Annotated in this window: 12 protein-coding genes; 9 read left to right on the top strand and 3 right to left on the bottom strand. The window is 42.4% G+C overall.

Annotated elements, in window-relative coordinates:
* Positions 1 to 192 (bottom strand): YgaP family membrane protein, encoded by a 192-nt coding sequence (locus KP803_RS10175; protein ID WP_248008715.1) that lies wholly within the window; start codon positions 190 to 192, stop codon positions 1 to 3.
* 168 nt (positions 193 to 360) lie between these two features.
* On the opposite strand from KP803_RS10175, the gene KP803_RS10170 reads away from it, so the two are divergent.
* The 5 genes from KP803_RS10170 (at position 361) to KP803_RS10150 (ending at position 6,139) form a co-directional block, all read left to right on the top strand.
* Positions 361 to 684, top strand: coding sequence for an ArsR/SmtB family transcription factor (locus KP803_RS10170; protein ID WP_248008714.1), 324 nt, complete (start codon positions 361 to 363; stop codon positions 682 to 684).
* Positions 685 to 770: 86 nt separating this feature from the next.
* Positions 771 to 1,193 carry a YeeE/YedE family protein gene (locus tag KP803_RS10165; protein WP_248008713.1) on the top strand — a complete coding sequence of 141 codons (423 nt, stop codon included), beginning with the start codon at positions 771 to 773 and terminating at the stop codon, positions 1,191 to 1,193.
* Positions 1,193 to 1,711 (top strand): YeeE/YedE family protein, encoded by a 519-nt coding sequence (locus KP803_RS10160; protein ID WP_248008712.1) that lies wholly within the window; start codon positions 1,193 to 1,195, stop codon positions 1,709 to 1,711. The genes KP803_RS10165 and KP803_RS10160 overlap by 1 nt, the downstream gene beginning before the upstream one ends.
* 68 nt (positions 1,712 to 1,779) lie before the next feature.
* On the top strand, positions 1,780 to 5,115 hold the full coding sequence (locus KP803_RS10155; protein WP_248008711.1) for an efflux RND transporter permease subunit: 3,336 nt from the start codon (positions 1,780 to 1,782) through the stop codon (positions 5,113 to 5,115).
* Positions 5,105 to 6,139 carry an efflux RND transporter periplasmic adaptor subunit gene (locus KP803_RS10150; protein WP_248008710.1) on the top strand — a complete coding sequence of 345 codons (1,035 nt, stop codon included), beginning with the start codon at positions 5,105 to 5,107 and terminating at the stop codon, positions 6,137 to 6,139. Before KP803_RS10155 ends, KP803_RS10150 begins: the two co-directional genes overlap by 11 nt.
* Before the next feature lie 55 nt (positions 6,140 to 6,194).
* Here KP803_RS10150 and KP803_RS10145 read toward each other — a convergent pair whose 3' ends face one another.
* Positions 6,195 to 7,085 (bottom strand): endonuclease/exonuclease/phosphatase family protein, encoded by an 891-nt coding sequence (locus tag KP803_RS10145; RefSeq protein WP_248008709.1) that lies wholly within the window; start codon positions 7,083 to 7,085, stop codon positions 6,195 to 6,197.
* Positions 7,086 to 7,379: 294 nt separating this feature from the next.
* On the opposite strand from KP803_RS10145, the gene nrdD reads away from it, so the two are divergent.
* From nrdD to KP803_RS10125, 4 genes are all read left to right on the top strand, one after another.
* Positions 7,380 to 9,500: an anaerobic ribonucleoside-triphosphate reductase gene (gene nrdD / locus KP803_RS10140; protein ID WP_248008708.1), complete on the top strand. Its 2,121-nt coding sequence runs from the start codon at positions 7,380 to 7,382 to the stop codon at positions 9,498 to 9,500.
* A gap of 45 nt (positions 9,501 to 9,545) precedes the next feature.
* On the top strand, positions 9,546 to 10,016 hold the full coding sequence (gene nrdG, locus KP803_RS10135; RefSeq protein ID WP_248008707.1) for an anaerobic ribonucleoside-triphosphate reductase-activating protein: 471 nt from the start codon (positions 9,546 to 9,548) through the stop codon (positions 10,014 to 10,016).
* Positions 10,017 to 10,170: 154 nt separating this feature from the next.
* Positions 10,171 to 11,355 (top strand): amino acid aminotransferase, encoded by a 1,185-nt coding sequence (locus KP803_RS10130; RefSeq protein ID WP_248008706.1) that lies wholly within the window; start codon positions 10,171 to 10,173, stop codon positions 11,353 to 11,355.
* A 15-nt stretch (positions 11,356 to 11,370) separates the two neighbouring features.
* On the top strand, positions 11,371 to 12,051 hold the full coding sequence (locus tag KP803_RS10125; protein ID WP_248008705.1) for a putative ATP-dependent zinc protease: 681 nt from the start codon (positions 11,371 to 11,373) through the stop codon (positions 12,049 to 12,051).
* A 102-nt stretch (positions 12,052 to 12,153) separates the two neighbouring features.
* On the opposite strand, the gene KP803_RS10120 is transcribed toward KP803_RS10125, so the two are convergent.
* A complete protein-coding gene (locus KP803_RS10120) occupies positions 12,154 to 12,981 on the bottom strand; it encodes a sulfurtransferase (protein ID WP_248008704.1) in 828 nt (275 codons plus the stop codon).
* Positions 12,982 to 13,370 lie beyond the last annotated feature (389 nt).

Below are 13,370 nucleotides of genomic sequence, written 5' to 3'. Positions count from 1 at the left end.
TTACGCTTCACGTAAACCTAGCTTTTTTAAAAAATAGACAGCGGGACAAATACCAGTGAACGCACTTTGTATTAGGTTAACGCCAACAAACACGGTTAACCAAATAAAATGACTATGAACACTCAAGGTCAAAACCACTGATAGAAGAACCATACTACCGGCCAAAACACGCACACCATTATTAATTGTCATGATTGCTTTCCTTTTTTGTATGAAAACGAAATTTATATCGAAACACAATAGCACTTAATTTAGGTGATTCTAATATTGTTTAGTCTAATATGCAATGGTCTAATTTAGAATTGACTAATATAATATTGTCGGTAAACTACAGACATAGAGTAATGATGGAAGGTGACTATGGATACTTCGATTGTAGATATAGATGAAATGCACAGCCAAGCTGAAAACGCCGCTGATTTGCTGAGAGTGATGGCACACCCAGAACGTCTAATGGTGCTTTGTCAGCTTACGATTGGTGAAGTCGGTGTTGGAGAACTTCTACGCTGCTCAAGTCTAAGTCAGTCGGCATTCTCTCAACATTTGTCGGTACTGCGTAACTACGGGTTGATTGAAGCTAGGAAGGAGTCTCAACAAGTGTTCTATTCGTTAGCGGATCCACGAGTTGAAGTCCTTATTGGCAGTATTCATGGTTTGTTTTGTCAATCTGACATCAGAGCATAGATTTGTCGTTGACCTTACAACGGGGTGAATAAGGTCAATTGACGGTACGATTATTTTGAGATTTTATTTTAATTAAGAGGTGAAATATGGCTATAGCCGTTCCTTGGGAGTCATTGTTTGGCGGTATGTTGTTAGGACTATCTGCCACTATTTTGATGCTATTTAGTGGCAAAATTGCAGGCATAAGTGGCGTTATTGCGGGGCTCTTAAATCCGTTAAGACATGAATCTAGCTGGAGAGCGGCGTTTGTAACCGGCATGATTTTAAGCGTTGTGATTGTCGCTCCATTTAATTTCGCTTTACCAGAGCTCGGCGATACTAACTTATTGGTCATCGCGTTGGCGGGAATGCTGGTTGGGTTTGGTACTCGCCTTGCTAACGGCTGTACTAGTGGCCATGGCATTATCGGTATGGGGCGATTCTCTAAGCGTTCAATTGCTGCGACGTGCACCTTTATGGTAACAGCGATATTCGTTGTTTTCGTTAAGCGTCAAATGGGGTGGATGTAATGAACACTAAGAAATTGATTGGCATTATCGCAGGCCTAGTATCTGGCCTACTATTTGGTGCTGGAATGATTATTTCTGGAATGGCAGATCCAAAAGTAGTAACTGCTTTTCTTGATCTCACGGGTGAGTGGGATCCGAGCCTGATCTTTGTTATGGGGGGCGCACTTTTAGTCTTTACGCCTTGCTATCATTTGATTATTAAAAAGCGCCAAAGAGCATTGAGCGGAAACACATTTCAATGGCCTTCTAATACTAAAGTAGACAGCACTCTGATTGCTGGCTCGGTTATTTTTGGTCTTGGTTGGGGCATCTCTGGGATTTGTCCTGGCCCGGCAATGAGCAGTATCGGTGGGGGCTCGAGTACAATCTTAGCGTTTGTATTGAGTATGTTAGTTGGAATTGTTCATGCCAATCAATATCTTCTGGGACGTTTTCCATTGCCTTTTGTCGGTTATCGAAAAACCAGGGAGCAAGATGTGCCTGCTACAGCGACCCAACCTTTAAAAGTAACGGAATAACATGCGTTTCACCGTGCGACTATTCGATAACGGATGGTCGCACGGTGTGAGTCAAAAAGGAGTTTGAAATGAAGCAATCTCGGACACTGGTTCACAAGGTGATGAACAGCTTTTTTCCGTCAATCTTACTGGTATTAGCCATGATTTTCGGTGCTGCTGCGCTTTGGTTAACCCCGAAAGAAGAAGATCCTCAGATCATTGTTCCAATGATCGATGTCTTGATTGACGCACCAAGCCTCAGTGCTAGGCAGGTCGAGAATCAAATAACTGTACCAATTGAAAAACTCCTGAGTCAAATTGATGGTGTAGAGTTCGTTTATTCTTCATCCATGGAAGGGGCGGCGCAAGTTATTGTCCGTTTCTATGTCGGTGAAAATAGAGAACAAGCGCTGGTAAAGCTTTACAATAAACTCTACGCAAACCAAGACCAAATTCCTTCCACTGTGAAACGTTGGTTAGTGAAACCGATCGAAATTGACGATGTCCCCATTGTCGTTGCCGCAGTTTATTCAAAAGCCCCCACACTAACAGGAAGCGACGATCTGCGTCGACTGGCTGAACAAGCGACAATGGAGTTAAAAGCGGTTTCAAGTACCAATATCGTTTCCGTCATTGGTGGTCAACCACGAATGGTCGAGCTGGTGCTCGATACGGCAGCAATGGCAAGTTACCAAGTCACAGTCGGTGATTTAGAGCGAGCATTTATGCTTACTCACGCGAAAGTTCCGGTAGGGGATTCCTATCAGCAAGGCACGCGTTATTCATTAGAAAGTGGGCAACTGTTCCAATCGTCAGAAGAGCTCGGTGATTTTGTTGTGTCAGTCATTGATGGACGTCCTGTCTACCTGCGTGATGTCGCGGATATTTATGACGGTTCATCTGAAGCAACGAGTGACACGTGGTACCGTTCGACGGAATCGCATGACTTCCAAACCTTACCTGCGATCTTCATCAGTGTGGCGAAACAGAAAGGCAGTAACGCGGTTACCGTTGCCAATGATGTATTGACGACGCTAGACAATATTAAACAAACACAATTTCCAGATAACGTAGGCGTCGACATTATTAGAAATTATGGCCAGACCGCTGATGACAAAGTCAGTAATCTGGTGTCTAGCTTAGGCATATCGATTCTCACGGTTGTTGTTTTCGTTGGTCTTTTTCTAAACTGGAGAAGCGCACTGGTTGTGGGTATCGCGATACCGATCAGTTACGGTGCGACTCTAGGCGTTGATTTATTATTTGGCTATTCAATTAACCGTGTAACTCTGTTTGCGTTAATTTTAGCTCTCGGTTTGATAGTGGATGATCCGATCGCCAGTATTGATAATATTGAACGTTATCTAAAACGAAAACATCTCAAACGTACAGATGCCATCGTCCTCGCTATGGCCGAAATACGTAGCGCTTTGTTGATGTCAACGGTTGCCATTGTGATTGTATTTACGCCAATGTTCTTTATTACTGGAATGATGGGGCCTTATATGGCACCACTCGCATTCAATGTTCCAGTGAGTGTTGTGTTTAGTACCATAGTCGCGTTTTTTATCACGCCTTGGCTGGCCAAAAAAATACTTAAAAGAGCGCAAGAAGATGGACATTATGATATTCACAGTACCACTCTGTATAAGTTATACGATCGATTATTAACCCCACTCTTAAGTGACAGAAAGAAGAGTTGGTGGTTTTTGGCATTGGTGGCGGGGCTGTTTTTTATTGCAGCATCCCTACCGGTAATGCGCTTAGTACCGCTAAAACTACTCCCGTACGACAATAAAAATGAGTTCCAGTTAATTGTAAATATGCCAGAGCAATCTAACTATGTTGAAACATCAAATGTTCTGCGCGCGTTTTCTGATTATTTGGCTCTAGTGCCAGAAGTTAAATCACTATCGGGGTTTTCTGGTGTTGCGTCACCAATGGATTTTAATGGGATGGTTCGTCACTATTTTATGCGTAACCAGCCTTATCAGGGTGAAATTCGTATCGTATTAGTGGACAAAAACAACCGCCACATGCAGTCACATGAAATTGTGACTCGCCTTCGAGCAGACATCGAAGCGATTGCGGCTAAACACAACGCGATAATTCAACTGGTGGAAGTTCCGCCAGGGCCGCCGGTGATCACCACCATCGTGGCTGAAGTGTATGGTGATGGCATTCAAACCTATCAAGAGATACAAGCACAAGCGACAGTTGTGGCGGAACGTCTTGCTCGGGAAGAGTTTGTGTCAGAAGTGGATAGTAGTATTCAAGGTGACTGGCAAACACTTCAATTTGTTATAGACCAAGAGAAAGCGGCACTATCGGGCATCTCAATTTCTGATATTAATAAAACCCTCTCTGCAGCGAATCAGGGTTTTACACTTGCGTATTTAGCCAATCAGCGAGAACTTAATCCACTCGCTGTTTCCATTCGCTTACCCCGTCAAGACAGAGATAAGATCGATTCACTACTTCAATTGTATGTTCGAGGCGAACCCGGCGCGATTAAGGTGAACGACAACGGTGCGTTAGTTGATGCGCCTCTTCCAATGGTGCAATTGAGTGAGTTAGGTCATTTTGTCGAGCGAAATACCGATCAGCCTATCTACCATAAGAACTTACAACAGGTCGTCTACGTGTACGCTGAAGCAGCAGGGCGCGTTCCGGGTGAGATCATCGCTGATATTATCAGTGATCAAGATGCACAGAAGAGTACTTCTCGTAATCCAGTGAATAACCGAAACTACTTTAACAATGGGGCGGGCGATGGCTGGAGTGTGAGTGAAGGAACCAAGGTCGTTTGGAGCGGCGAGGGTGAATGGAAAATCACCGTTGATGTCTTTAGAGACCTAGGTATAGCCTATGGAGCCGCGTTATTGGGTGTTTTCATCGTTATGCTCATTCAAACCGGTTTACCGGCAGTCTCTGGCATCATTATGTTGGCTATTCCTCTCACTGTTATAGGGATCATGCCGGGTTTTTGGCTGCTCAACATAATGAGTAGTGACATAAATGGATACCCGAATCCAGCGCTGTTTACCGCCACAGCAATGATAGGAATGATTGCTTTGGCTGGGATAGTGGTGCGTAACTCACTGGTATTAATTGAATTTATTCAACAATCTTTAAAGCAAGGTAAACCATTACAAGATGCACTGATAGAGTCGGGGGCGGTCAGAATGAGACCGATATTATTGACGGCAGGTACTACCTTACTGGGTAATATCGTCATTACACTCGACCCAATATTTAACGGACTCGCATGGGCGATCATATTTGGTATTACAGCGTCAACCGTGTTTACTTTGTTGGTGATTCCGGTGGTGTATAACTTGGCTTATCAAAATACGGAAGGCCATGGCCTTAAAAATGTAGATGATTTACAAGAACAAGAAGAAGGAATTTACAATGAACAATAAATGGCTTGGTGTCATCCTATTTTCTTTTTTGGCGTTGCTATTCCTTTATATGGCAGGCAGGTTTGAGGATAAAGTACCCCAAGAGCACAGGGTGATGAACAGTACCCAAATGTCACCGCCTAACACCATTACCCTTGCGGCAAAGGCAGAGCCGATTTCACGCGAATTCTCTGGGGTGGTCATTGCGAAACACCGTACCGATATATCAGCAAGGTTAACGGCACGAGTGGCTGAAGTGCTGGTTGAAGTGGGTGATAATGTGAATCAAGGAGATATTCTTATGCGCCTTGATAGTGATGATCTCGATGCACGGGTCGTCCAAACTGAGCAAGCTTTGTCGGGCGCGCAGGCGAAGCTGAATGCTGCGCGAAAAGAGTATGTTCGTTCCAAAGAACTGCTTCAAAAGAAATTGGTATCACAAGCGAATTTTGATAACGCTGAAAGCCAACTTCAAACCGCAAAAGCCAACTTCAACCAGACAAAAGCCGCAGTATCTGAAGCACAAACGACCTTTGGATTTAGTATAATTAGCGCCCCTTTTTCGGGGGTTATCACTCAAAAACCGATCAATGTTGGTGACACAGCTTCTCCAGGCAATTTGTTGGTATCTTTATACCAACCGACAAAGTTACAAGTAGAAGCGTACATTGCAGAGTCAACTATGTCCTCGATTGAATTAGGTGAAAAGTTGAACGTAGAATTACCGTCTAGCTCAATCAATACCTATGCAAAAGTGAGTGAAATCACCCCGTCGGCTGACAGTCGCTCACGAAGCTACAAAATTAAACTTGATTTAGACCTAGTTGAGGATGTCTATCCTGGTATGTACGCGAAGCTGAACGTAGACGTGGGCCATAGAGACATATTGCGCGTTCCGATGGCTTCAGTGATGAAAATCGGCCAGCTAGACTATGTCAACGTGTGGAATGGAGAATACGTTTCCCGTAGGTTAGTACAATTAGGTGAAAATGGTAGAGTACGAAAAGGACTCGTTGAAGGCGAAGAGGTGGTCGTTTCACCGTAACGTCTCTCTTTATACGACGCGTTTGTGGTTATTGTTGTTGTCGGATAACCGCAAATTATTGAATGTGTAGAGTAACGGGGCAGTGATCGCTCAGATTGTAATTTAGAACGTGCTCTTTTTTAAATTCGACTTGCTTTGCATCAGTAAACAGAACATGGTCACTCACCACTATATGATCGATCAGTGATTTGTATTGATACGTTTTATTCGGTTCTCGCTTGGACTTTACTAAACACGTCGCCTTAGCCTTTTTGCTCGCTAACACAGCATTGTTACCACTGCTCAACAATGCCCACATCCAATCGTTTGGGTAACTGAGGTTGTGATTGAAATCTCCCGCTATCACATATAGGTCATTATCGAGTTCTCGGTCTAATATCCATTGCTGCAATATGTAGGATTGCTGTTTAAGTCGTCGACAATTTTTGCTGTTTCGGTAGGCTGCATGACATCCGGCCTTTAAATGTATGGCAAGCATATGAACCGGTTGTTCACTGTCAGGCTCTACCACTATATAGGTGGCAAAGCGCAGCTTACTTGTAGGGCTGTGCTCTAAACGAAGATCTGCCATACGTGTCACGCTGAGTGCTTTATTAACGGCAAACCCCGTATATTGATTTGTTTGAACAAATTGATGCTTTCTATTTTCTTCCCACGACCGCTGTGACAACCATATTGTATAGTTACTCCCAACCACATGCTTAATGGCGTCAAGATCATTCACTTCTTGAAAACTCAGAATATCAGGCGATATTTGAGAAAAGTATTGGTTGAGCTGTGAAAAATCGGCGTTTGACCGATGTGAGGGAACCATTGATGGGTTGGGGGCAGAAGTGAGCCACTCTATATTCCATGTCATGACTTTTAAGTTGGTGTTGGCCGAACTTGAACATGTGACAAAAAGCAAGCTTGTGACGAATATTTTTAATAAATGGTTAGTGAACATGCAATAGCTTCTATCAATTTTAGCCGAGCCTTTATTCTATCAGTGTTATAAAAAAATCAAGTGTGATTTTCATAAAACATACATATTTCATCGTTTCTTTTCTAAGTGAGAAGTGAGAAGAAAAGATCGAATTGATCTTGAACAGGCCTCACGTTTTCTTGATCCAAATCAATACTTCTGGTTGGTGCTTTTTGTTAAATACACCACAATATATAGTGTTATTCGGTTATTTAATCACCCTATATAGTGTGTTTGTGGATAAGTCTGTGAGTATGCTTAGGGTAAGGGGAAGTAGTGAAACCAATCGTAATCAAACGTGACGGCTCAAGAGCTCCGTTCAGCAGGGATCGCATTCAAGCAGCAGTGGAAAGTGCAGCGGAAAATGTAGACAAAGAAATTGCTATCTATGCACTTAATGTAGCATTGGCTGTTGAGCTTAAGCTTAAAGATCACGATGAAGTCCATATCTCTGAAATCCAAATGCTCGTCGAGAACGAACTCATGCAAGGGCCGTATAAAGCGCTTGCACGTGGTTATATTGAGTACAGACATGATCGAGATATTGCACGCGAAAAACAAAGTGCTTTGACACAAGAGATCGAAGGTCTTATTGAAGAGAGCAACGTTGATTTAATCAATGAAAATGCTAACAAAGACGGAAAAGTTATTCCGACTCAGCGCGATTTGTTAGCGGGTATTGTTGCAAAGCATTATGCGAAAACACACATCTTACCGCGTGATATCGTACAAGCTCATGAAGAAGGCGATATTCACTACCATGACTTAGATTACGCACCATTTTTCCCAATGTTTAACTGTATGCTTATTGATCTTAAAGGCATGTTAACGCATGGTTTTAAAATGGGTAATGCAGAGATTGATACACCGAAATCAATTTCAACCGCTACTGCTGTCACGGCGCAAATCATTGCTCAGGTTGCTAGCCATATATATGGTGGAACGACGATAAACCGTATTGATGAAGTGCTAGAACCTTATGTCAAAACCAGTTATGAAAAACACTTAGAAATAGCGAAAGAATGGGATATTCCAGAGCCTGAAGCGTTTGCGAATGCTCGTACAGAAAAAGAGTGTTATGACGCATTCCAATCTTTGGAATACGAAGTAAACACACTCCACACTGCAAATGGACAGACTCCATTTGTGACATTCGGTTTTGGCTTAGGTACTAGCTGGGCGTCTCGACTTATTCAGCAGTCGATTCTTAAAAACCGAATTGCAGGCCTAGGTAAAAATGCGAAAACCGCAGTGTTCCCAAAACTTGTGTTTGCTATTAAAGACGGCCTGAACCACCAGTCAGGCGATCCTAGTTACGACATTAAGCAATTAGCTCTTGAATGTGCGTCTAAGCGTATGTATCCGGACATCTTAAATTACGGCAAAGTCGTTGAAGTTACCGGTTCATTCAAAACCCCTATGGGCTGTCGTAGTTTCTTAGGTACCTACGAAGAAAATGGCGAACTTGTTCATGAAGGTCGTAACAATCTTGGTGTAGTTAGCCTGAATCTGCCAAGAATTGCGCTAAAAGCCAATGGCTCTATCGATACGTTCTACGCACTATTGGATGAGAAGTTAAAACTTGCTCGTCGAGCGCTAGAAACGCGTATTAGTCGTCTTGAAAATGTGAAAGCTCGCGTTGCACCAATCCTGTATATGGAAGGAGCGTGCGGTGTTCGTCTAAAAGCGGATGATTCAATTGCTGATATTTTCAAAAATGGCCGTGCGTCTATTTCACTAGGTTACATCGGTATCCACGAAATGATTACCGCTCTATATGGATCAGAAAAGCATGTATACGATAACGAAGAATTACGCCAAAAAGCATTAGATATTGTTAAGTACCTTAAAGAGCAAGTAAATCTGTGGACTGAAGAGACAGGTTACGCGTTTAGTCTTTATGCAACGCCAAGTGAAAATTTATGTAGCCGTTTCTGTCGTATCGATACGAAAGAGTTTGGCGTGATCGAAGGGGTGACTGATCGTGGCTATTACACCAACAGTTTCCACTTAGACGTTCAAAAGAAAGTGAACCCATACGATAAGATTGACTTCGAATTACCTTATCCACCAATCTCTTCTGGTGGCTTCATCTGCTATGGCGAGTTTCCTAATATGCAGAACAACATAGAAGCGCTAGAAAATGTATGGGACTACAGCTATAGCCGAGTGCCATATTACGGTACCAATACGCCGATTGATGAGTGCTACGAATGTGGTTTTAATGGTGAATTTGATTGTACAAGTAAAGGCTTCACTTGCCCTAAATGTGGAAACCATGACTCAACTAAGGTATCAGTGACTCGCCGTGTGTGCGGCTACTTAGGCTCACCAGATGCGCGTCCATTTAACTTCGGTAAGCAAGAAGAAGTTAAACGCCGTGTTAAGCACTTATAACGAAGCAACTCGTTAGTTATTTATAATTGATCGGTACTTTTAGCAATGAATTATCACCAATATCATCCTATTGATGTGGTTAATGGCCCAGGTACACGCTGCACACTGTTTGTTTCTGGTTGTGTGCACCAGTGTAAAGGGTGTTATAACCAATCAACACAACGTCTTGATTCTGGTCATCTATTCACTCAAGAACTTGCCGATCAAATTATTGCTGACCTAATGGACACTCGCATTAAGAGAAGAGGGTTGTCGCTATCTGGTGGCGACCCAATGCACCCAGCTAATGTGGCTGATGTATTGAGGCTAGTTAAACGTGTGAAACGAGAGTGTCCGAACAAAGATATTTGGCTTTGGACTGGATACGAGCTGAATGAGCTAGACGACCATCAAAAGCAGCTATTACCTTACATAGATACGTTGATTGATGGGAAGTTCGAGCAAGACAATTACGATCCTTGTTTGAAGTGGCGAGGGAGCAGTAACCAAATTATACATACATTTAGCGATCTATAAGAAGCATGAAATTTAGTCGAATAATCGGCTTTAGCAAAGAAATTTTTAAGTGAGCATTATTGATTTAACAAACCATTAAAATATCGCTTCGATTTTGATGAATCTAATGTTAACGTGATGTCATTACACTGAATTTCAAAGGGTTGTGACTTTCATGTTCTCACACTTATCAGAACCAACATTAGATCCCATTCTTTCTCTATCCATTGCTTACCGTCAAGATGCACGTCCTGACAAAGTTGACTTAGGCATTGGCGTCTATCGTAACAGCCAGGGGGAAACCCCAATTATGGCTGCAATCAAACAAGCTCAAGATATCGTCGTAGAAACGCAGCAAACCAAAGCTTATGTTGGTTTGGCTGGCTGTGAAGAATTCAACGCATCTATGACTGATCTTCTTTTGTCTGGTACATCGGCTATGGACCGAGTTGCAACCATTCAAACACCAGGAGCCAGCGGAGCATTACGTATGCTCGGTGACTTAATGAAGCTTGCACAACCAGATACAACTATTTGGATTTCTAATCCAAGCTATGTGAACCATAAACCCGTTATGGAAGCGGCAGGATTAAAGGTTAAGCACTACAGTTATTTTAGCCCTGTGACAAAACAGGTTGATAGTGGAAAGATGCTGGCTGAGTTAGCGCTAGCGGGCCCGAATGATGTTGTTCTTTTGCATGGCTGTTGCCATAACCCAACAGGTGCGGATATTGATTTCGCTGCGTGGCAGGCAATTACTGAGCTTTCTCAGAAAAATGGTTTTATTCCTTTTGTCGATATCGCTTACCAAGGGTTTGGTGATGGCTTAGAAGAAGATGCAAAAGGTTTACGTTATATGGCAGATAACGTTGAAGAAATGCTCATCACGACGTCTTGTTCTAAGAACTTTGGCTTATACCGTGAGAGGACTGGTGCCGCCATTGTTGTCGGTAAGTCAGCTAAAGATGTAAATAACGCAAAGGGTAAACTGCTTACACTTGCTCGTTCAACTTACACCATGCCGCCTGATCACGGAGCTGCGTTAGTAAAAACGATTTTGAATGATGAAAAACTTACTCAGGTTTGGAAGTCGGAACTTAGCGAAATGCAACAACGACTGCTGAGTTTAAGAACAAGTCTATGTAATGAATTTAGAACTACTCATGGAACGGAGCAGTTTGATTTTATCGAGCAGCATAAAGGCATGTTCACTGTACTCGGTTTTAGTGCTGATCAAATGGCGACACTACGAGAGCAGTATGGTATTTATGGTGTTGGTGATGGTCGAATCAACATAGCAGGGCTTTCAGAAAATCACATTGCCTATGTTGCTAGCGCAATCGCTCAAGTCGCTAACTAATTATTGGGGCCTATTATGAAAAAACAAAATAAGATCATTCTAATGATCATGTTAAGTGTAGGGTTAACCGCTTGTTCAACAACAGGTCAGATGGATAAGGAAACAATGCCAGAGCCTGTTAACCCAATTGAAAAACCTGAGGTGGAAACACCTGAAGTCGTTGACCCTGAAACGGTTGAGACAGCTGAACCAGAAGCTAAGCCTGAAGAGAAACCGGTTGAACCTGAGACTAAACCAGTAGAAAAACCAAAACCAGAGCCAAAGAAAACGGAAGATGGCAAGTTGATTCTTGGTGATCAAGAGTGGGTTTATATACCGGGTTTACAACAAAGTTTTAAGGCGAGAGTCGATACTGGCGCTACGACATCTTCTGTCAATGCACAAGACATCGTTCAATTTGAGCGAGATGGAAAAGACTGGGTTAAATTTAAGCTAGATATGGGCAAGGATCTGAGTAAAGAGATTGCACTTCCTATTCAACGCTGGGTTAAGGTTCGTCAATCTAACAGTGAAGAGTCAGTTAAGCGTCCTGTTATCGTTGCATGGGTACAGGTTGGTGATTTAAAAGAGAAAACTGAATTTACTCTTACAGATCGAGGTCATATGACGTATCCGATCTTATTAGGTCGTAGTTTCTTTAAAGATGTCGCTATTGTTGATGTCAGCAAAAAGTATGTTCAAGACAAGTACAAATAGTTTGTTAAGTTCAGCTTAGTGCCGACAAAGCCGTTCTATAACCTTCGTATTATAGGGTAGTAGAACGGCTTTCACATTTTAAAACGAGTGTATTGAAGGGGTCTATGCGATAGGAAGGTCGCTGCGTTGTCCCCATTCTGTCCACGAACCATCGTATACCGATAGATTCTCATAACCTACGAGCTCACATGCTAAAAGCACGATGCAAGCCGTCACGCCCGAGCCACAACTGAATATGTAATTCTCTTTATTAGGGTCAATTGAATTATTAAGGATTGTTTTTAGTTCTTCTGTCGATTTCAGTTTATGTCCTTCCATTAATTCGGCGAATGGCTGACACACTGAGTTGGGAATATGGCCGCTTCTAACGCCTGATCTAGGCTCTTTCACTTCACCATTAAAGCGAGCTAATCCTCTTGCATCTACAGTTAAGCTTGTAGTGTCATCGATAGCGTTAAGTGTTGTTTGTGCGTTAATGAAAGAATTTATGTTCAATGAACCTTTAAAGTCACCGTTGGATTTTGGTTCAGCGTAATGGTCAGTGACTGGTAAACTCTCTTTTTTCCATTCAGTCAAACCTCCGTCTAATACATAGACGTCTTTATGACCCATCGCTTTTAGCATCATCCATGCTCTAGGTGAAGCAAATGTACCGCTGTTATCGTATACCACGATAGTAGAGTCATTTCGTAGTCCTAATTCAACAGCTAACGAGTTGAAGCGTTCTTGTGAAGGCATCATGTGGGGTAGAGGATTAGAGGCATCACAAAAGCTCTTATCGTAATCAAAACGAAGTGAGTTAGGGATCTTGTTTACCGTATCTTTTTCAGTTTCTGCTGGGATTTTAAACTCGATACTGCAATCAAGAACAATAAGATTGGTATCTTCAATATGTTCAGATAGCCATTTGGCGGTAACTAGCGGCGACATAAAATTTCCTTATAGCGGTATCGATGACCTAATAGTTTTAGATGAACTCGTAACCAAACTTATTGGCACGAAACAAATTTATACTGTGTTTGAGAAGAAAAGAGAGTTTTAGTAGACGATAACTGTACGGTATCACCTACGTTACACTGTGTCGTTGGTGGCACCGTAAGAACGATAGGAGGTTGGTTATTAATTGTTACGGTCAAGAATCGTCGATGCCCGTCAATAGATTGAGTTAATGTATTATCAGAGATCAACGCTGATACGATCCCTGTAGCATGTGAATCTAATCTAATAGATTCTTGATATTTTAGTAGCCCGAATAAAAGTAACGAAGTAACGGCAAGTAAGAGTACGAAAACTTTAGGGTTATTCATAAGTATCAAAAA

The organism is Vibrio amylolyticus (genome assembly GCF_023145695.1).
GTDB lineage: Bacteria > Pseudomonadota > Gammaproteobacteria > Enterobacterales > Vibrionaceae > Vibrio > Vibrio amylolyticus.
This window is presented reverse-complemented; position numbering and strand designations above follow the sequence as displayed.